The sequence below is a fragment of the Actinoallomurus bryophytorum genome, assembly GCF_006716425.1.
GTDB lineage: Bacteria > Actinomycetota > Actinomycetes > Streptosporangiales > Streptosporangiaceae > Actinoallomurus > Actinoallomurus bryophytorum.
In genome coordinates this window covers 5,906,464-5,925,160 of the sequence record NZ_VFOZ01000001.1, presented here as the reverse complement: position 1 = coordinate 5,925,160, position 18,697 = coordinate 5,906,464, and the positions used below count along the sequence as shown (strand labels likewise).

The window sequence follows — 18,697 nt, the reverse complement described above, 5'->3', positions numbered from 1 at the left end:
TCACCCGGTGTCGCCCACCTGGTCTCCGTCCGCCGAATGGGTCGGTTTGCCCAGTGGCGTGGTGGGGGTGGGCCGCCCGGCCTTCCGTATCGTGCTGGGCCGGGCCGCCGGGATCTTCTTCGAAGGCAGGGTCGGCCGCACCGGCGGCGGCACCGCCTTCGTGCTGGGTAGGGGGGACGGCGGAGTGAATCTCCGCACCGCACCGGCGAAGACCGGGGGCGGGAAGACCTCGACGGGCTGACCGGCCTCCGCTCGCGTCATGAACGTCCCCCAGATCACGGCCGGCACGGTCGCGCTCTTCTGGTGAGGTGCGTTGCCGATGTTGATCAGCGGCCGGTTGCTGGCCCGGTAGACGGCGACCGACGTGGCGAGCCTCGGCGTGTAGCCGCAGAACCAGGCCGCCGCGTTGTGGTCGGTGGTGCCGAACTTTCCGGCGATCGGCCGGTCCGGGAGGGCGGCACGGCGCCCGACCTCCGTCTTGGCCACTCCCTGCAGCGCGAAGGCGACATCCGCGCTCACCGCGTGGGAGAAGGCCGGCCGGGTGCGCGGCCGCACGTTGAGCAGCACCTTGCCGGACCTGTCCGTCACCTTCGCCACGATGTGCGGGGCGGCGTACGTGCCCGAGGCGAGCGCGGCGTACGCCGCCGCCTCGTCGACGACCCGCACGTTCGGCGGCGGGAAACGGCCGGGCAGTCCGGCCTTGGCCGCGCCCGACGCGCCGACCTGGGTGCCGAGCCGGGAGAAGACGGTGTTGTACGACTCGGTGGTCGCGGTGACCAGGTCGGCCGACGCGGCCTTGGCGTCATCGTCGTTGACCACCGCCCTGAACCGTGAGGCGTCGTAGGTGCTGCGCAGCCCGATCCCCTCGTGCAGCGCCGTGGCCAGCACGAACGGGTCGAACGACGAGCCCGGTGGCAGCGCCGCGAGAAACGCGTTGTCGTACTGGTGCTCGAGGTAGTCGCGGCCACCGTAGGAGGCGAGGATCTCCCCCGTTCCGGGCCGTACGGAGGTCAGGCCCGCCTCCAGGTCCTTGTCGTGGCCGGTGGCCGTCCGTACCGCCTCCGGCGCCGCCGCCTGCAGGCGCGCGTCGATCGTGCTGGTCACGAGCAGACCACGCCGGTAGATCTGGTCGTCGTCGATGCCGTGGGCGTGCAGCTCGCCGATGATCTGCTGGATGAGGTAGCCACGCTGGCCGGCGTACGTCGGCTCGGTGTGCGCGGGCGCGACCCGCGGGAACGCCGGCGGCGGCCCCTTGGGCAGCACCCCCGTACGCGTCATCCCGTCGATCACATACCGCCAGCGGGCCCGCGTCTGCGCGGTGTGCCCGAGCGCGGGGTCGAGGTAGGAGGGCGCCTGGATCACCCCGGCGAGCAGCGCGGCCTCGGCGGGTGTCAGCGCGCCCACGTCCTTGTGGAAGTACGCCTGCGAGGCCGCCTGGATCCCGTACGCCCCACGGCCGAAGTAGACCGTGTTGAGGTACTGCTCGAAGATCCAGTCCTTGGACCGTGAGCGGGACAGCTTGACCGCGATGAACAGCTCCTTGACCTTGCGGGACACCGTCTGTTCCGGGCTGAGGTAGGCCACCTTGACGTACTGCTGGGCGATGCCGGAGCCGCCCTGGCGGGTGCCGCCGGAGACCGCGGCCCAGCTCGCGCGGGCCAGGCCGGTGGGCGAGACCACCGGGTCCTCATAGAACCCCCGGTCCTCGGCGGCCAGCACGGCTCCGCGCACGTACGGCGGCACGTCCCCCAGCCGCACCGGCACGCGGTTCAGCCGCCCGACCTGAGCCAGCGTGGTGCCGTCGCGGAAGGAGAACGTGCTCGACTGCGCCTGGGCGGCCGCGTTGACCGGCGGCACCTTGGTCCTGGCGTACATGATGCCCACGGCGGCGCACAGGCCCGCGACGACGATCCCCAGGCCGTACAGCGTCCGCCGCACCAGCCGCCAGCGCCGCCTGTTCATTCGGAGTCCTGCCATGTTGATCAAGCATTGACGCCGAAAGTTCTGCTGATGTCAGGGTCGAGTCACACTTCCCGGAAAATGTCCGGATCCTGTGACGAACAACCGCGCACGCTGCGACGGCTCGATAATGGGGCCATGGTCGCGATTCTGCTCATCGAGGACGACCCCTCGGTCCGTACGGGCCTGGAGCTCGCCCTCAAACGCCAGGGGCACTCCGTGACCGCGTACCCGACCGGCGAGGAAGGGCTGGACTACGTTCGGGACCGCCGTCCGGAGATCGTCATCCTGGACGTGATGCTGCCCGGCATCGACGGATTCGAGGTCTGCCGCCGCATCCGCCGGACCGACCAGATGCCGATCATCCTGCTGACCGCACGCAGCGAGAACCTCGACGTGGTGATCGGGCTGGAGGCGGGGGCGGACGACTACGTGATCAAGCCGGTCGAGCCGGCCGTGCTGGACGCGCGGATCCGCGCCGTGCTGAGGCGTGTCGACAACGGTCAGGCCAACCGCTCGATCCACGGCGACCTGGTCATCGATCGGGGCTCGCTGCGCGTCACCAGGGCCGGCGAGGACGTCCACCTGACCCCCACCGAGCTCCGGCTGCTGCTGGAGCTGACCCGCAACTCCGGCCAGGTGCTCAGCCGGAGCCACCTGCTGCGCGCCGTCTGGGATCACGGATACGCCGGTGACTCGCGGCTGGTCGACGCCTCCGTACAGCGGCTGCGCGCCAAGGTCGAGCCGGACGCCGCCGCGCCCACGCTGATCCAGACGGTACGCGGGTTCGGCTACCGTTTCGCGGCCCCATGATCACCGGCCTGCGCGCGCGGATGTTCGCCTCCTTCATCGTCGCCTGTCTCGCCTCCACCGCCCTGGTGGCCGGCATCGGATACGTCCTCGTACGCCGGGCCGTGCTGCAGCGGGCACAGGACTCGGTGCTCGTGGAGACCCGTGACACCCTGGCCCGCGTCGTACCCGGCACACTCGGCGATCCGATCCCCGAGGAGACCCTGAACGACGTGGCGAGGTCCCTCGTCCGCGCCGACCGTGTCGTGGTCGTCACCGACGGCACCGACACGGTCAGCACCGGCGACCTCGACGCGCGTGACGTGCCGCCGGGACTGGTGGCACGTGCACGGGACGGGCTGTACTTCCAGCGGGTCGTCCTCCACGGCCAGCCGTGGCTGGTGGCGGCGACCCGCGTGCGTACGGGCGACGGGGAGTCGTCCGGTCTCACGGTCTATGTGTTCGCCTCCCTCGCCAAGGAGGCCGCCGACCTCGACGGCATCCAGCGAGCGCTCATCCGCGCGGGCGGCCTCACGCTCCTGCTGGCGCTGGTCCTCACCGCGCTGCTCGGGCGCAGCGTCCTCCGGCCGCTCCGCCGCCTCGGCCGGGCCGCGCGCTCCCTCGGCGCCGGCGATCTCGGCACCCGTGTCCAGGTACGGGGACGCGACGAGCTCGCCGACGTCGCGCGCGCGTTCAACGAGAGCGCCGCCTCCCTGGAGTACACCGTGCGGGAGCTCCGCCGGATGGAGGCGAACGCGCGCCGGTTCGCCGCCGACGTGTCGCACGAGCTGCGGACCCCGATCGCGGCCATGACCGCGGTCACCGACGTCCTGGAGGAGGACGCGGCGGGGCTGCCGCCCGACACCGGCACGGCGGCGCTGCTCATCGCGGGCCAGACCCGGCGGCTCAACACGCTGGTCGAGGATCTGCTGGAGATCAGCCGGATGGACGCCGGAACGGCCGTCCTCGTGCTGGACGAGGTGCCGCTCGCCGACCTCGTGCGCGAATGCGTCACGACACGCGGCTGGGCGGACAAGGTCCTCGTCGAGATGCCACCGGAGCTGCGGGTACGCGTCGATCCCCGCCGGTTCGACATCATCATCGCCAACCTCGTCGGCAACGCGCTGCTGCACGGCGCGCCGCCGGTCCGGATCACCGCCCGGCCCGGCCTGGAGGTACGCGTCATGGACGAGGGCCGGGGGATACCCGACGACCTGCTCCCGCAGGTGTTCGACCGCTTCTTCAAGGCGGACCCGTCCCGTTCGGCCGGTCAGGGTGGCAGCGGGCTCGGTCTCGCCATCGCCCAGGCGAACGCCGAGCTGCACGGCGGGCACATCGATGTCGGCAACGCCCCCGGCGGCGGCGCCGTCTTCACCGTCCGGATCCCGGCATGATCCGCGCCGCCGGGCTAGTCCTCGCGGTCCTGCTGCTCGGAGGCTGCGGCGTCCGCCCGACCGGCGTGGTGTACGCGGGTGACGCGCCGACCGCCACCGCGAGCGCCTCACCGCAGGCAGAGGTGTTCTTCCTTGCGCGGAAGATGCTGGTTCCGGTGCCGCGCACGGTGAGGCCCGGGGACGTGCAGACGGTGTTCGACGCCCTCCTCGCGGGACCGACGGCGGACGAACGCAAGCGGGGCCTGAGTACGGTGCTGATCGGCGTACAGCGGATCGCGGTCCACGAGCTCGACGGCGTGACGCTGCTCGTCGAGACCGAGCCGCCCGCCGCGAAGCTGTCATCGATCGCCTTCGAGCAGATCTACTGCACCGCGATGGCGCTGCCGAACCGCTTCATGAAGATCAGCTTTGTGAACGGTGGCGGAGTGCCGTACCCCGAGGTCGCCTGCGGGCAGGGCGGGAAGGCCCCGGTCCCCCTGGCCGGGGGCGGGGGTATGGGCTGACGCCTCCCGGCTATCGGGACGCCGTCGCGGGCAGCGGCCGGATCACGTCCTGGCCGTCCCACTCGCGTGCGGCGGAGCGCACCTGCGCGAACAGTGTCGTCAGGGGTTCGCACCGCTGGTGGACCTCGACCGCGAACCCCAGGCTGGAGGACCCGTCGTGCAGGGCCACGTCCAGCTCCCCCACACGCGCCCGCACGGTCGACGGCATGCCGCGCTCGGCCAGCCGCTCCGACTCCGCCTCGGCGTCGTCGACGACGTACGCGACGTGGTTGAGGCCCACGCCGCCGTTCGAACCGAAGAAGGGCCCGGCGTTGGCCGGCGCGGCCTCGTGGATGAGCTTGAGCTCCACGAACAGCGATCCATAGGCGGCGTACGCCTTGCTGTGGTCGAAGACCACCGGGTCGCCGTCGGCGGTGATCCCGTCGAACGGCACGTGCTCCTGCACCAGGAACGGGCCGATGCCCGCGATGTCATGCCATCGCCGTGCCGCCTCCGCGAGGTCGTCCACGACGTACCCGAGATGATGGATCGTGCAGAGTCCGTATCCCATGGTCATACCGATCCCCCCGATCGTCTGATCCCATCGACCCGGTCCCCCGACCGGGCCATGGAAAGCTCCCGGTTACGGTACTCATAGGCCTGGATGCCGCGACGCACCGCATCCGCGCGGATGGTGTATGAGTTTCCTGTGCAGATCATCGAGGGGGGTGGGGGCAGCGTGACCGAGCCGGTTTCACAACCAGTGCTGAGGCCGCTGACGATTGCCGCGATCTTCCTGGTCGTGACCGTCGAGCCGGGCGGCGAACCCGCCGTACGCGAGCTGCTGCCCGACCTCGCCGGCTTGCAGCGGTCGGTCGGCTTCCGCGTCCCGGACGGCCAGCTGAGCTGCGTCACCGGCGTGGGCTCACAGGTCTGGGACCGGCTGTTCGGCGGCCCGCGACCGGCCGGCCTGCACCCCTTCCGCGAGCTCAACGGGGCCGAGCACCGTGCCGTGGCCACACCCGGCGACCTGCTCTTCCACATCCGCGCCGCGCGGATGGACCTGTGCTTCGAGCTGGCCGCCCAGATCATGCGGCGGCTGGCCGGCGTCGTCACCGTCCAGGACGAGGTGCACGGCTTCCGGTACTTCGAGGCGCGCGACCTGCTCGGCTTCGTCGACGGCAGTGAGAACCCGACGGAGACGGAGGCGCGGGCGGCCGTTCTGGTCGGCGACGAGGACCCGGACTTCGCCGGCGGCACGTACACGATCGTGCAGAAATACCTGCACGATCTGACGGCGTGGAACGCCCTGCCGGTCGAGGCCCAGGAGCGGGTGATCGGCCGTACGAAGGCCTCCAACATCGAACTGCCCGATGACGTGAAGCCGGGCAACTCCCACGTCGCCCTGAACACCATCGTCGACGAGGACGGCGAGGAACGGCAGATCCTGCGGGACAACATGCCGTTCGGCCGGATCGGCAGCGGCGAGTTCGGCACCTACTTCATCGGCTACGCCCGTACGCCCGCGGTCACCGAGCGGATGCTGGAGCGGATGTTCATCGGCGATCCGCCGGGAAACCACGACCGGATCCTCGACTTCTCCACCGCCGTGACCGGCTGCCTGTTCTACGCACCGACCGCCGACTTCCTCGACGACCCGCCCGAACCCTCCTGGCCCGGCACCGCCGGCACCACAGACGAGACCCGGTCCCGCGCCGACGGTTCCCTCGGCATCGGCAACCTGAAGAGGAGCCCCGGATGAACAACCTGCACCGCGAACTGGCCCCGATATCGGCCGCCGCATGGGCCGACCTGGAGGAGGAGGCGCGGCGCACGTTCACGCGCCACCTGGCCGGCCGCCGGCTGGTCGACGTACCCGAGCCCGGCGGCCTCACCCTCTCCGCCGTGCCGACCGGGCACCTCGACCCGATCGACCCGCCCGCCTCGGGCGTCATCTCCCACCTTCGCCGGGCCCTGCCGATCGTCGAACTCCGGGTGCCGTTCCGCGTGGACCGCTCGGAGGTCGACCTGGTCGAGCGTGGCGCGAACGACGCGGACTGGCAGCCGGTGAAGGACGCCGCGCGGCAGCTGGCGTTCGCCGAGGACCGTGCCGTGTTCGAGGGCTACGCGGCGGCCGGGATCGAGGGCATCCGCCAGAGCTCCTCCAACCCGGCCCTGGTCCTGCCGGCCGAGGTACGCGACTATCCGAACGCCATCAGCCAGGCGCTGAGCGCACTCCGCCTGGCCGGAGTCGGCGGACCGTACTCCCTGGCTCTCAGCGCCGACGCGTACACCCTGGTCAACGAGACCGCCGACCACGGCTACCCGGTGCACGAGCACATCGCACGCGTGCTGGACGGGGAGATCATCTGGGCGCCGGCGATCGAGGGCGCGCTCGTGCTGTCCACCCGCGGCGGCGACTACGAGCTGCGCATCGGCCAGGATCTGTCGATCGGGTACCTCTCGCACGACGCCGCGAGCATCGAGCTGTACTTCCAGGAGACCCTGACCTTCCTCGCCTACACCAGTGAGGCGTCGGTCGCCCTGACGCCGCAGCAGGGCTGAGGGGGCAGGCCATGGGGATCGTCTCACCGGGGTTTCACGGCCGGCGGCGCGACACCGCCGTCAAGCTGCCCCCCGGCCAGTACCTGACCGAGGACTTCCCGGTGCTGACCGCCGGGCCGACGCAGCACGTCCCGCTCGAAAAGTGGGAGTTCGTGATCACCACCGAGCTCGGGCAGAAGCACAGCTGGTCCTGGCAGGATCTGCTCGCCCTGCCCAGTGAGACGCCGACGGTGGACATCCACTGCGTCACGAAGTGGTCCAAGCTCGGCACCGAGTGGCAGGGCGTGTCCCTGGACACGCTGCTGGAGGACGTGGACACCGCGGCGGACTACGCGCTCGTGCAGGCCTACGGGGGCTACACGACGAACCTGCCGCTGGATGACCTGCTGGACGGCCAGGCATGGATCGTCTACCGCTACGACGGCGACGACCTGCGCGCCGAGCACGGCGGCCCGGCACGGCTCCTGGTCCCGCACCTGTACTTCTGGAAGTCCGCCAAGTGGGTGCGCGGCATCCAGCTGCTCGACCAGGACGAGCCGGGATTCTGGGAGACCGCCGGCTACCACGACTACGGAGACCCATGGCGCGAGCAGCGGTATCAGGGCGACTGACCTGGCGCGTCGCCCGGCTGGTCTCCTCGCGTGAGGAGAACCCCTCGGCCCGCACGCTGGTGTTCGACGTGCCGGGCTGGCCGGGGCACCTGGCCGGACAGCACGTGGACGTGCGTCTCACCGCCGAGGACGGCTACAGCACCCAGCGCAGCTACTCCCTCGCCGCGCCCGCCGACGGCGACCGGCTCGAGCTCACCGTGCAGGACGTCGCCGACGGAGAGGTCTCCCCGTACCTGACCGAGGGACTCTCGCCCGGCGATCCCGTCGAGATCCGCGGCCCGGTCGGCGGCTACTTCGTCTGGCGGCCCGCGGACACGGCCGCTCCCGTCCTGCTGGTGGCCGGTGGCTCGGGCATCGTCCCGCTCATGGCGATGATCCGCGCCCGCCGCGAGGCGAGCGCACGCACCCCGATGCGGCTCATCCACTCCGTACGCACGGCGGACGACCGTTACTACACCGACGAGCTGCGCCGCCCGCAGCCCGGCCTGGACGTGACCTACCTCTACACCCGCCGGACCCCGGAGGGCTTCTCACGGCCGCCCGGCCGCCTCACGGTGGCCGACCTGAACACCAACGGGTGGCCCGCCGACTTCGCACCGGACTGCTTCGTCTGCGGACCGACCGGTTTCGTGGAGACGGCCGCCGAGATCCTGATCGCCCTCGGCCACGACGCACGCAGGATCAAGACCGAGCGATTCGGTCCGAGTGGAGGCTGACGTGACCGGCGACTACGAAGACGGCAACACCCTGGCCGGCCCGCTGAGCGAGATCTTCAGCGTCGACGTCACCATGGCGGTGATCCGCTGCGTGCACTGCGCGGCGACCGGCCCGCTCGCCACCCTGCGGGTCTACACCCACGCACCCGGCCTGGTGGCGCGCTGCCCCGGGTGCGAGGAAGTGATCCTCCGCCTGGTCCGTACGCCGGACAGCGCCTGGCTCGACCTGCGCGGCACCGTCTCCTTGCGCATCCCACTGGCGGCGCCTTCCCCCGTCCACGAGGTTCGTCACGGTGACGCGATTGTGGCGGACACTCCATAACCGCACGTCACGTCCTGGTCGCGCCGGCGGCTGCGTCATGATCAACGGGACTCTTACCCGTGTGAAGGGCGTGGCGGTGTTGAGAAGAACGGTGTCGAGGAGGACGGCGTTCGGCGGAGTGCTGTCCGTGCTGCTGACGAGCGGTGCCGTCCTCGCGGTGCCCGCTCCGGTCCGCGCCGCGCCCGCTCTGCGCTACACCGGCACCTGGCCGGTCTGGCCCGGGGTGGTCTTCCGCGTCTTCCAGGCGAGAGGTTCCGCCGGTCCGGTGCTCGGTGACCTGCTCGACGTCGACCTGCGCGACCCCCATGTGACGGTGGGGCTGCTCCACCCGCCCGTCGTGGCGGCGCGCGAGCCGGTCTCGCTCATGGCCCACGCCCAGCACGCCGTGGCGGGTGTGAACGGCGACTTCTTCAACATCAGCGAGGTCCATCCGGGAGTGCCGCCGACGGGATCCGCAGTCGGGCCGGAGATCGCTGACGGCAGGCTGCGCAAGGGAGCCGTGCCCGACGGGCAGCGGTTCGGCCCGCTCCCGCCCGTGGGCGCGACCACCGAGGAGGTCATCGGGGTGGGTTCGGACCGTACGGGCCGGCTGGCCACTCTGCGCCTGACCGGGAGCGTCAGCGTCGACGGGCCGATCGCGCCCCTCCCCCCGGATCCGCCGCCCATCGACACTCTGCGCGTCTCCGGGCGTGACCCGCTGCCCGCGGACGGGCGGCTGCGGATCCCGCTGCGCGGGCTCAACCAGTACGCGCTGCCGGTCGGCGGGGTCGGCGCCTTCACCGGCCGCTGGGGCGCGGTCTCCCGGCTCCGTGCGGTGTGCGGGACCGACACCGTGCGCAGGGCCCCGTGCAGCGCCGACACCGCCGAGGCGACCGTACGGCGCGGAGTGGTGACGCGGGTCGGCCACGCCATCGGCGCGGGCACGATCCCGCCGGACACGACCGTGCTGGTCGGGCGGGAGGCCGGGGCCGTCACGCTGCGGCGGCTGCGGCCCGGCGACCGCGTACGCGTCGCGTACCACCTGACCGGAGCCGGGCACCTCCGCTTCGCGGTGGGCGGCTTCGCCGTCCTGCGGAACGGCAGGCCGCCGTCCGGCCTGGACTCCGCCGTCCGCACCGCTCGTACGGCCGCCGGGGTGAGCCGGGACGGCCGGCACCTCTACCTCGTCGTCGTGAACGGGCGCTCGGCCGTGAGCACCGGGCTGACCCTCGCCGGGCTGTCCACCCTGCTCCGCCGCATCGGCGCGGACGACGCGATGAACCTGGACGGCGGCGGATCCTCGACCCTCGCCCTGCGCGTCCCCGGGGAGCCCGTCGTCTCCGTACGCAACCTCCCGTCCGGTCGCAGGGAGCGCGCCGTCGCCAACGGCATCGGCGTCTTCGTCCGGCGCTGAGGCCTGGACGCGAATTGACGCGTGACCAAACGGTCACCTATTTTCCTTCGCATGACAGGCGACGACGACGCTCCGGTGTTCCGGGCACTCGCGGACCCGACCCGCCGCTTCCTGCTCGACCGGCTCCTGGCGCGCGACGGCCGGACGCTGGGCGAGCTCGAGTCGGAGCTGGAGATGAGCCGGTTCGGCGTCATGAAGCACCTTCGGATCCTCGAGGAGGCCGGACTCGTCGTCAGCCGCAGGTCGGGGCGGGAAAAGCTCCACTTCCTCAACCCGGTGCCGATCCGGCTGATCCACGACCGGTGGATCGGCAAGTACACCGAACAGCGGGCCGCCGCGCTCGCCGGCCTCAAGGCACGGCTGGAACGGCCCGGCACGACCACGCAGGTGTTCCGCGTCCACCTCAGGGCGGTCCCGGAGGCGGTCTGGGAGGCGGTCACCTCACCGGCCTGGACGGCCCGGTACGGCCATCGGGCACCGTCGGAGTACGACCTGCGGCCGGGTGGCGCGTTCCGCTCGCCGTCGACCGCGGGCATGAGGGCGATGGGGATGCCGGAGGTCGTCGCCGAGGGCGAGGTGCTCGAGGCGGACCCGCCGCGCCGGCTGGTCCAGACCTGGCGGATGCTGCTCGAACCGGGGCAGGCCGCCGAGCCGTACACCCGGATCACCTGGGAGATCGAGCCGCTCGCCGGGAACACCTCCAGGCTCACCGTGACCCACGATCTGGAGGGCGCGCCGATCCACGCCTCGATGGTCTCCGGCGAGCGGATGGAGGAGGGCGGCGGCTGGCCGTACATCCTCAGCGACCTGAAGTCGCTGCTCGAGACCGGTGCCGCCCTGATGCCGGAGCCCGAGGCCGCCGCCCGATCGGCCACCCCGCGTATTTTTCGCGAACACGGAAGATCTTGACGCCCGAATCGGGGTAGTGGGCCCCTGGGAGCGACGGACGGACGAAGGATCGATATGAGCTTCCCCCTGCTCAGTGACATCCGCGACCAGGCCACCGGCCTCGACCGCGACCAGCGCAACGCGTTCCTCGCCGCCCTGCTGGGCTGGACGATGGACGCCTTCGACTACTTCCTGCTCATCTTCGTGATCACCGAGGTCGCCGAGGAGTTCGGGACCTCGGCCGCCAAAGTCACCGTCGCGACGACGCTGACGCTGGTCGCGCGGCCGCTCGGCGCGTACCTGTTCGGCATCTGGGCGGACAAGGTCGGCCGGCGCATCCCGCTCATGGTCGACGTGCTGTTCTACTCGGCCGTGGAGTTCGCCTCCGGGTTCTCGACCTCGCTGACCATGCTGCTGGCGCTGCGGTTCCTGTACGGCCTCGGCATGGGCGGCGAGTGGGGGCTCGGTGCCTCGCTGGCCATGGAGAAGATCCCGGTCAGCAAGCGCGGGTTCTACTCCGGGATGCTCCAGGTGGGCTATTCGTTCGGGTACCTGGTCGCGGCGGTCGCCTACTTCGTCATCACGCCGATCTTCGGCTGGCGCGGGCTGTTCTTCTTCGGCGCCGTACCCGGGCTCATCGCGCTCTACATCCGCTACCGCGTGGGCGAGTCGGAGGCGTGGGAACGCACCAACCAGCGCCTGCAGGTGACACGCACACCGCTGCGCAAGGTGTTCTTCGACCGTAAGGTGCTCGTCCGGTTCTTCTACCTCGTGCTCCTCATGACGGCGTTCAACTTCATGAGCCACGGCACGCAGGACATCTACCCGACGTTCCTCAAGAAGGGCCTGGGCCACTCCCCGCACTACGCCGTCTACATCGCGATCATCTACAACATCGGCGCGATCATCGGTGGCGTCTTCGTCGGCGCGCTGTCCCAGCGCTTCGGCCGTCGCCGCGCCATCGTCGGCGCGGGCCTGCTCGGACTGCTGGTGGTGCCGCTGTTCGCGTACTCCCAGGCGACGGCGCTGCTCGCCGTCAGCGCGTTCCTCATGCAGTTCTTCGTGCAGGGCGCGTGGGGCGTCATCCCGGCCCACCTCACCGAGATGTCACCGGACGCCATCCGCGGCTTCTATCCCGGCGTGACCTACCAGCTCGGCAACCTGCTCGCCGCGGTCAACCTGCCGCTCCAGGAACGGCTCGCGGACGCGCACGGGTACCCGTTCGCGTTCGCGGTGGTCGTCGCGCCGACCCTGGTCGCCGTGATCCTGCTGACCGCGTTCGGCCGTGAGGCGCACAGTGTGACGTTCGGCGAGGATCCGGCGACGGTGCCCGAGAAGGTGTGACCGTACGCCGATCCGCAGGTGGCCCTGGCCCTCGCCGGTGGCGGCCGGGGTCAGCGGCGGACGCGGTAGCGCAGGTGCGTGACTTCCCGCCCCCGGACGACCTGGATGGTCTCCAGCTCGATGTGCTCGGCGCCGAGGTGTTCGAAGAGCCTGCGGCCCTCACCGAGCAGGACCGGGACCAGGTGGATCTCTATCTCGTCGAGGAGCCCCGCCAGGAGACAGCGCTGGGCGGTGCCTACGCCGTGGACCAGCACGTTCTTCTCGCCGGCGGCCTCCTTGGCCCGGCGTACAGCGTCCTCGACATCGGAGAGGTAGGTGACGGCGGGCCACTCCGCGTACGGAGGAGCGGGCCGATGGCGGCTGAGGATGAAGATGGGCACGCCGTCGTGATGGTCCCCGCCCCAGCCTCCGGCCGGTTCGAAGGTCCCACGGCCGGCGAGCACCGCGCCGGTGGAGAGAAAATCGTCGAGAACCTCACGATCGCCGCCGTCGAGCTGTTCGCCATCGCCACCCACCACCCATTCGTGGAGGCGCTCTCCGCCGTCCCCCAGCCCGTTGTCCGGCCGCTCATTGGGACCTGCGACGAAGCCGTCGAGGGACATGGACATGTACAGCACAGTCGAAGACAAGACGACTCTCCTCTGCTCGACGCCTGCGGTGAGCGGGGCGGAACGCTACACGGAGACAGTCCCTCTGCGATCATCTCAGGACACCGGCTTGGGCGAACGAAAAATTCTTCACCCGACCCCAGCCCGCGGGGGGGCGTGAGGGGGCGGAGCCCCTCCACATCGGGGGGTTCCGGGGGGTCGCCCCCCCGGGCCGGCACAGCGCGTTCGCATATTTCTCCGGGTGGGGCAACAATCTACGGAGTTGTGTCCGTTGGAGGCCGAGGAGAGCGATGCAAGAAGTGTGGCCAGGTACGCCTTACCCGCTGGGTGCCAGCTGGGACGGCACCGGCACGAACTTCGCACTGTTCTCGGAGGTGGCGGATCGCGTCGAGCTGTGCCTGTTCGACGACCGCGGCCGGGAGACGCGGTTCGACCTGCCCGAGGTGGACGGCTTCGTCTGGCACGGTTACGTGCTGGGCGTCGGCCCCGGCCAGCGGTACGGCTACCGCGTGCACGGGCCGCACGATCCGAAGTCCGGTGATCGCTGCAACCCGGCCAAGCTGCTGCTCGACCCGTACGGCAAGGCGGTCGACGGCGATCTCACCTGGCATGAGTCGGTTTTCTCGTATCATTTCGCCGCGCCGGGCGAGATGAACACCGACGACAGCGCCCCGTACATGCCGAAGAACGTCGTGGTCAACCCGTTCTTCGACTGGGGCGACGACCGCGCGCCGCGCACGCCGTACAACGAGACGGTGATCTACGAGGCGCACGTCAAGGGCCTCACCCGGCTGCATCCGAAGATCCCCAAGAGCCAGCGCGGCACGTACGCCGGCCTCGCCCACCCCTCGACGGTCGACCGCCTCATCGAGCTCGGCGTGACCGCGATCGAGCTGATGCCGGTGCACCAGTACGTCGCCGAGCACGGGCTCGTCGCCCGCGGGCTGTCGAACTACTGGGGCTACAACACGGTCGGCTTCTTCGCCCCGCACAACGCCTACTCCTCCTCCGGCCAGCGCGGCGAGCAGGTGCTGGAGTTCAAGGCCATGGTGCGCACCCTGCACGAGGCGGGCATCGAGGTCATCCTCGACGTGGTCTACAACCACACCGCCGAGGGCGACCACCTGGGCCCGACCCTGAGCTTCCGCGGCATCGACAACGCCGCCTACTACCGCCTGAGCGACACCGACAAGCGCTACAACCTGGACTACACCGGCTGCGGCAACAGCCTCAACGTCCGGCATCCGCACTCCCTGCAGCTGATCATGGACTCCCTGCGCTACTGGGTGATCGAGATGCACGTGGACGGCTTCCGGTTCGACCTGGCGTCCGCGCTGGCGCGGGAGTTCCACGACGTGGACCGGCTGTCGGTCTTCTTCGACCTGGTCCAGCAGGACCCGGTCGTCTCCCAGGTCAAGCTGATCGCCGAGCCGTGGGACGTCGGCGAGGGCGGCTACCAGGTCGGCAACTTCCCGCCGCTGTGGACCGAGTGGAACGGCAAGTACCGCGACTCGATCCGCGACTTCTGGCGTGGTGAGCCCGTCCTGCCGGAGTTCGCCTCACGCCTGACCGGCTCCAGCGATCTGTACGCCGACGACGGCCGCCGGCCGCTCGCCTCGATCAACTTCGTGACCGCCCACGACGGGTTCACCCTGAACGACCTCGTCTCCTACGACCACAAGCACAACGAGGCCAACGGCGAGGACAACCGCGACGGCACCGACGACAACCGGTCGTGGAACCACGGCGCCGAGGGCGAGACCGCCGACCCCGCGATCCGCGCGCTGCGCAGCCGGCAGAAGCGCAACTTCATCGCCACGCTGTTCCTCTCGCAGGGCGTGCCGATGATCTCCCACGGCGACGAGCTGAGCCGCACCCAGCAGGGCAACAACAACGCCTACTGCCAGGACAACGAGCTGGCCTGGATGTCCTGGCGAAGCGACGACGACCTGACCGGCTTCGTCCGGCGGGTCTCGGAGCTGCGCGGTGACCATCCGGTGTTCCGGCGCCGCCGGTTCTTCCAGGGCCGTGCGTACGGCGGCACCCTGGACGCCGCCCGCGACATCGCTTGGCTGACCCCGACCGGTACGGAGATGACGGAGTCGGACTGGCACACCGGCTACGCCAGGGCGGTCACGGTCTACCTCAACGGCGACGCCATCACCGAACCCGACACACGCGGCCAGCGGGTGCGCGACGATTCGTTCCTGCTGCTGCTCAACGCGCATTCCGAAAGCATCACCTTCCGTCTCCCGGACGAGAGCTTCGGCGAGCAGTGGGAGGTCGTCCTCGACACCGCCACCGACCTGCCCGCCGGCCCCGAGCCGGTCAAGGCGCGCGACGAGATCGAGGTGGTCGACCGGGGGCTGCTCCTGCTGCGGCGGCTCAGCGGCGGCTCACCGTGATGGCCGTGAGCAGCACGAGCACGAATGTCGTCGCCGCCACCACCCCGTGCGTCACCACGGCGACGACCGGAAAGCCCTGCTCGGCGTCGCGCGCGTGCTTGCCGCCCTCTCCGGTGAGCCACCGGGTGAGCATGGTGAACCCCAGCAGGGCCACGAGCACGAGCACGCCGAACGCGCTCCAGGCGTAGACCGAACGCCGGGTGAGCAGAAAGACCACCCAGGTCGCGAGGGCCAGCACGGCGAGGGCGGGATGTCCGAGGACCAGGACCGCGGGATAGCGGGTGACCTTGGTCCCCTGCCGCCGCAGCCCTCCTTCGGAAAGCCAGCGCACGAGGAGCCTGAGCCCCGCGGCGGCGGTCAGCAACCACATCACTAAGGCGGCGATCTCCAAGCCATCTCCCCTTTCCCCTACCTCCGCCCCCAAGTGTTCCCGTAAAACCGCGATTTGATAAGCCGAACGCAGCCATCCCGTCGCAAGATGTGACGGCTCCTTATGTGCCTACCCTGGGTGTCATGCACAGACTCGAACCGGCCGGCGGCGCGGAACTCGCCGAGGCGTACGCCTATCCCGCCACTGAGCCCTGGCTGCGGGCCAACATGGTGGCCTCCGTGGACGGCGCCGCGACGGACGGCGCCAGGACGGAGGGACTCGGCGGGCCCGCCGACCGCCGGCTCCTGTCGCTGCTGCGCGCCCTGGCCGACGTGGTGATCGTGGGAGCCGCCACGGTCCGCGTTGAGGGGTACGGTCCGGTACGCCCCCGCGAGTGGTGGGGCGACCTGCGGAAGGACCGGACGCCGGCACCGCCGCTGGCGATCATCTCGCGCGGCCTCGACCTCGACTTCGAGGCCCCGGTCTTCACCGAGGCCATCACCCCGACGATCGTGGTCACCTGCCCGTCGGCGCCGGTGGATCGCGTACGAGCGTGCGAGAAGCACGCCGAGGTGGTCATCACCGGCGGGGAGTGGGCGGACGCGGGTGCCGCGCTGGACGCCCTCGCCGAGCGCGGGCTGGTCCGCCAGCTCACCGAGGGCGGCCCGCGCCTGCTGGCCGAGTTCGCCGCGGCCGGGCGTCTCGACGAGCTCTGCCTCACGTTGAGCCCGCAGCTCACCGCCGGGGACGCGGCCCGCGTGCTCAACGGCCCGGCGATGCCGCCGATGCCTCTGCGGCTCGGCCACGTTCTCGAGGAGGACGACTTCGTCTTCCTCCGCTACGTGAGGGCGAGATGAGACATCCCCGTCACGTGCGGGGAGCTCAGCCGGGCGGAGCCGCGGCCACGAGGGTGGCCTCGATGGTGGGCCAGGGAATGCCGGGCGGCAGAAGGGCCGTGACGACGTCGGCCGCCTCGTCCCACGGCTTGAACAGCTCCCTGACCTGATCGCGGGTTCCGTACACGGCGAGCTGGTCGAGTACGGGCCGGGCGGCGGGCGGGACGATCCCGCGTCGCGGGCTCGGGCGCGGGTTCGCGGCGATGATCGCGCCGACCTGCGTGGCATAGCCCTGACTGGACACGGACCGGGCGTAGACGTCGCCCATGGCGCTCAGATACCAGGCGGTACACGCGGCGGCGATGTCGCGCGCGGCATCGGGGTTCTCGTCGGCGACGGTGATGGGCCCGGTCGCCACGGTGAAGGCTCCCGCGCCCGGGACGGCCGCTTCCCGCAGCCGGCCGAGGTCGCTCGCCCAGGACGCGAGGCGGTCTCGAGGCACCAGTGCGGGGATCCAGCCGTCGCCGAGCTCGGCGGCCACCCGGGTCGTACGGGGGCCCAGCGCCGCGACCCAGATGGGGATCCCGGGCGCGGGTGGCAGGCCCAGCCGCAGCGGGCGCGCGCCGGGGACGCGGTGCAGTCGGGCCGGCTCGCCGGCGAGCAGCGCGCGGACCTCGGCCACGGCGTCACGCAGCTTGTCGGCCGGGCGCTCGAACGGGGTGTCGTGGAACCCTTCGGCCAGTGCCCTGGTGCCGGCACCCAGGCCCAGCACGAACCGCCCCTCGCTGACCTGGTGCAGGGTGGCGGCGGTCATGGCCAGCGTCGCCGGGGTGCGTCCCCACACCGACAGGATGCCCGAGGCGAGGCGGATCCTGGCGGTCCGTAGCGCGATCTCGGCCAGTATCGGGGTGGAGTCCAGCCCCCATCCCTCGGGTACCGAGAAGGTCTCGTACCCCAGCTCGTCGGCCAGCACCGCGGCCTTGACGATGACGTCACGCCGGGTCTCCATCGGCGTGAGCGCCACGCCGCGTCGCGCGGTCACGACGCCCCCTCCCCCGTGACCGGGCGCGGGACGGTGATCCACACGGTCTCGGCCACCGCGAGTACCTCGCCGTCCGATCCCAGCAGCGCCGACCCGGCCGTGAGCTTGCGGCCGTCGCGGCCGATCGGCCAGCCGATCACCTGGCACTCGTCGCCGACCGTGGGCAGCGCCGCGGGGCCTGCGGTCATCCGGCCGAGCAGGATGGCGGTGTCCGGGCCGATGTCGTCGGCCTCGGCGGCGGCGATCCCGCTGGGACAGTCCAGTGCCGCCCAGGCGATCTCCGGGCGTACGCTCCCGCTGCCGTCCCCGGTCGAGGCGTCCGGTGTCCAGGGTGCCGCCCACAAGACACCGCCGGTCACGGGCCCGGGGAGGATTCGCAGGCCGTCGCCCGGCCGCCGGTCCGTACCGCAGACGAAGCAGGCCGGATACGCAGGATCTTGGAAGTACCGCGCGCGGCCCTCTGCCGCGCGGGCCTCGGCCATCGAGACGGTGCCGGGTATGCGCGGCGCCGGGCCGTCCGGCACGGAGGCGGCCTCGGCCACGAGCGCGCCGCCATGGAGGACGTGTACCGAACCCTCGCCGGCGGGTTCGACGGTCATCGGTGTGGCCAGCGGCGGCGGCCGGCGCAGCGTGACCCTCACCGGGCCGTCGAGGCACCCGGCGACGAGCCCGCACATATAACCGCCGTTGGCGCTGTCCGCCGGGCCGCGGAAGCGGTACGGGACGGACAGGGCAGTCGTCGCCCCCTGCGGCGGTCGCCCGCCGGCGGCCGGAGGGGACGGTCGTGATGCGTTTGGCATGTCGTTCACGCTAGGGCCGCCGGCCGGGGCCGGCCATCGGGTGAATTACGGGTACATCGCACGCCGTCGCGGTCTGTTCGCGCGGACGGCAGGCGCGGCATCCGGCGAACGACGGATGCCGGACGCCGGATGCCGGACGCCGGATGCCGGATGCCGGACGCCGGATGCCGGAC

Annotated in this window: 19 protein-coding genes; 13 read left to right on the top strand and 6 right to left on the bottom strand. The window is 71.2% G+C overall.

What is annotated here, in order from left to right; translation table 11 throughout:
* Nucleotides 1–1,962 (bottom strand): transglycosylase domain-containing protein, encoded by a 1,962-nt coding sequence (locus FB559_RS27745; RefSeq protein WP_185792426.1) that lies wholly within the window; start codon nt 1,960–1,962, stop codon nt 1–3.
* Nucleotides 1,963–2,097: 135 nt separating this feature from the next.
* Between FB559_RS27745 and FB559_RS27740 the strand changes: the two genes are divergently transcribed.
* From FB559_RS27740 to FB559_RS27730, 3 genes are read left to right on the top strand one after another with little or no spacing between them, the layout of a single operon-like run.
* Nucleotides 2,098–2,772, top strand: a complete 675-nt coding sequence (locus tag FB559_RS27740; RefSeq protein ID WP_141959107.1) for a response regulator transcription factor — start codon at nt 2,098–2,100, stop codon at nt 2,770–2,772.
* Nucleotides 2,769–4,142, top strand: coding sequence for a sensor histidine kinase (locus FB559_RS27735; protein WP_141959105.1), 1,374 nt, complete (start codon nt 2,769–2,771; stop codon nt 4,140–4,142). The genes FB559_RS27740 and FB559_RS27735 overlap by 4 nt, the downstream gene beginning before the upstream one ends.
* The gene (locus FB559_RS27730) at nt 4,139–4,645 is read left to right on the top strand and encodes a hypothetical protein (protein ID WP_141959103.1); all 507 of its coding nucleotides are present in this window, start codon (nt 4,139–4,141) and stop codon (nt 4,643–4,645) included. The genes FB559_RS27735 and FB559_RS27730 overlap by 4 nt, the downstream gene beginning before the upstream one ends.
* Nucleotides 4,646–4,655: 10 nt before the next feature.
* Here FB559_RS27730 and FB559_RS27725 read toward each other — a convergent pair whose 3' ends face one another.
* Nucleotides 4,656–5,201 (bottom strand): VOC family protein, encoded by a 546-nt coding sequence (locus FB559_RS27725; RefSeq protein ID WP_141959101.1) that lies wholly within the window; start codon nt 5,199–5,201, stop codon nt 4,656–4,658.
* Nucleotides 5,202–5,363: 162 nt separating this feature from the next.
* Here FB559_RS27725 and FB559_RS27720 point away from each other — a divergent pair, with 162 nt between their 5' ends.
* The 8 genes from FB559_RS27720 (at nt 5,364) to FB559_RS27685 (ending at nt 12,463) form a co-directional block, all read left to right on the top strand.
* The gene (locus FB559_RS27720) at nt 5,364–6,386 is read left to right on the top strand and encodes a Dyp-type peroxidase (RefSeq protein ID WP_246122121.1); all 1,023 of its coding nucleotides are present in this window, start codon (nt 5,364–5,366) and stop codon (nt 6,384–6,386) included.
* Nucleotides 6,383–7,189, top strand: a complete 807-nt coding sequence (locus FB559_RS27715) for a family 1 encapsulin nanocompartment shell protein (RefSeq protein ID WP_141959097.1) — start codon at nt 6,383–6,385, stop codon at nt 7,187–7,189. The genes FB559_RS27720 and FB559_RS27715 overlap by 4 nt, the downstream gene beginning before the upstream one ends.
* An 11-nt stretch (nt 7,190–7,200) precedes the next feature.
* Nucleotides 7,201–7,800: a sulfite oxidase-like oxidoreductase gene (locus FB559_RS27710; protein WP_141959095.1), complete on the top strand. Its 600-nt coding sequence runs from the start codon at nt 7,201–7,203 to the stop codon at nt 7,798–7,800.
* A complete protein-coding gene (locus tag FB559_RS27705; protein WP_141959093.1) occupies nt 7,770–8,516 on the top strand; it encodes a ferredoxin reductase in 747 nt (248 codons plus the stop codon). The genes FB559_RS27710 and FB559_RS27705 overlap by 31 nt, the downstream gene beginning before the upstream one ends.
* A 1-nt stretch (nt 8,517) precedes the next feature.
* Nucleotides 8,518–8,838: a DUF6510 family protein gene (locus FB559_RS27700; RefSeq protein ID WP_141959091.1), complete on the top strand. Its 321-nt coding sequence runs from the start codon at nt 8,518–8,520 to the stop codon at nt 8,836–8,838.
* Between the two features lie 91 nt (nt 8,839–8,929).
* Entirely contained in the window at nt 8,930–10,231 is a 1,302-nt protein-coding gene (locus FB559_RS27695) for a phosphodiester glycosidase family protein (RefSeq protein ID WP_221640202.1), read from the top strand.
* A 51-nt stretch (nt 10,232–10,282) separates the two neighbouring features.
* The gene (locus FB559_RS27690; protein WP_141959087.1) at nt 10,283–11,140 is read left to right on the top strand and encodes an ArsR/SmtB family transcription factor; all 858 of its coding nucleotides are present in this window, start codon (nt 10,283–10,285) and stop codon (nt 11,138–11,140) included.
* Between the two features lie 54 nt (nt 11,141–11,194).
* Nucleotides 11,195–12,463 (top strand): MFS transporter, encoded by a 1,269-nt coding sequence (locus tag FB559_RS27685; RefSeq protein ID WP_221640201.1) that lies wholly within the window; start codon nt 11,195–11,197, stop codon nt 12,461–12,463.
* 50 nt (nt 12,464–12,513) lie between these two features.
* On the opposite strand, the gene FB559_RS27680 is transcribed toward FB559_RS27685, so the two are convergent.
* Nucleotides 12,514–13,092: a dihydrofolate reductase family protein gene (locus tag FB559_RS27680; protein WP_221640200.1), complete on the bottom strand. Its 579-nt coding sequence runs from the start codon at nt 13,090–13,092 to the stop codon at nt 12,514–12,516.
* A 269-nt stretch (nt 13,093–13,361) separates the two neighbouring features.
* Between FB559_RS27680 and glgX the strand changes: the two genes are divergently transcribed.
* Nucleotides 13,362–15,476: a glycogen debranching protein GlgX gene (glgX, locus tag FB559_RS27675; RefSeq protein ID WP_141959085.1), complete on the top strand. Its 2,115-nt coding sequence runs from the start codon at nt 13,362–13,364 to the stop codon at nt 15,474–15,476.
* On the opposite strand, the gene FB559_RS27670 is transcribed toward glgX, so the two are convergent.
* Nucleotides 15,457–15,867, bottom strand: a complete 411-nt coding sequence (locus tag FB559_RS27670; RefSeq protein ID WP_141959083.1) for a hypothetical protein — start codon at nt 15,865–15,867, stop codon at nt 15,457–15,459. The genes glgX and FB559_RS27670 overlap by 20 nt on opposite strands.
* A 122-nt stretch (nt 15,868–15,989) precedes the next feature.
* On the opposite strand from FB559_RS27670, the gene FB559_RS27665 reads away from it, so the two are divergent.
* Nucleotides 15,990–16,703, top strand: coding sequence for a dihydrofolate reductase family protein (locus FB559_RS27665; RefSeq protein ID WP_141959080.1), 714 nt, complete (start codon nt 15,990–15,992; stop codon nt 16,701–16,703).
* Nucleotides 16,704–16,728: 25 nt separating this feature from the next.
* On the opposite strand, the gene FB559_RS27660 is transcribed toward FB559_RS27665, so the two are convergent.
* Both FB559_RS27660 and FB559_RS27655 read right to left on the bottom strand, forming a co-directional pair.
* A complete protein-coding gene (locus FB559_RS27660; protein WP_141959078.1) occupies nt 16,729–17,724 on the bottom strand; it encodes an LLM class flavin-dependent oxidoreductase in 996 nt (331 codons plus the stop codon).
* Complete coding sequence (locus tag FB559_RS27655; RefSeq protein WP_246122119.1) at nt 17,721–18,524, bottom strand: hypothetical protein; 804 nt, start codon at nt 18,522–18,524, stop codon at nt 17,721–17,723. Before FB559_RS27655 ends, FB559_RS27660 begins: the two co-directional genes overlap by 4 nt.
* Between the last annotated feature and the right edge of the window lie 173 nt (nt 18,525–18,697).

Bases quoted from the DNA above. Each gene is read 5' to 3' on its own strand.
- FB559_RS27745 (WP_185792426.1), bottom strand. From the start codon at position 1,962: ATGAACAGGCGGCGCTGGCGGCTGGTGCGGCGGACGCTGTACGGCCTG.
- FB559_RS27740 (WP_141959107.1), top strand. From the start codon at position 2,098: ATGGTCGCGATTCTGCTCATCGAGGACGACCCCTCGGTCCGTACGGGC.
- FB559_RS27735 (WP_141959105.1), top strand. From the start codon at position 2,769: ATGATCACCGGCCTGCGCGCGCGGATGTTCGCCTCCTTCATCGTCGCC.
- FB559_RS27730 (WP_141959103.1), top strand. From the start codon at position 4,139: ATGATCCGCGCCGCCGGGCTAGTCCTCGCGGTCCTGCTGCTCGGAGGC.
- FB559_RS27725 (WP_141959101.1), bottom strand. From the start codon at position 5,201: ATGACCATGGGATACGGACTCTGCACGATCCATCATCTCGGGTACGTC.
- FB559_RS27715 (WP_141959097.1), top strand. From the start codon at position 6,383: ATGAACAACCTGCACCGCGAACTGGCCCCGATATCGGCCGCCGCATGG.
- FB559_RS27710 (WP_141959095.1), top strand. From the start codon at position 7,201: ATGGGGATCGTCTCACCGGGGTTTCACGGCCGGCGGCGCGACACCGCC.
- FB559_RS27705 (WP_141959093.1), top strand. From the start codon at position 7,770: ATGGCGCGAGCAGCGGTATCAGGGCGACTGACCTGGCGCGTCGCCCGG.
- FB559_RS27690 (WP_141959087.1), top strand. From the start codon at position 10,283: ATGACAGGCGACGACGACGCTCCGGTGTTCCGGGCACTCGCGGACCCG.
- FB559_RS27685 (WP_221640201.1), top strand. From the start codon at position 11,195: ATGAGCTTCCCCCTGCTCAGTGACATCCGCGACCAGGCCACCGGCCTC.
- glgX (WP_141959085.1), top strand. From the start codon at position 13,362: ATGCAAGAAGTGTGGCCAGGTACGCCTTACCCGCTGGGTGCCAGCTGG.
- FB559_RS27665 (WP_141959080.1), top strand. From the start codon at position 15,990: ATGCACAGACTCGAACCGGCCGGCGGCGCGGAACTCGCCGAGGCGTAC.
- FB559_RS27655 (WP_246122119.1), bottom strand. From the start codon at position 18,524: ATGCCAAACGCATCACGACCGTCCCCTCCGGCCGCCGGCGGGCGACCG.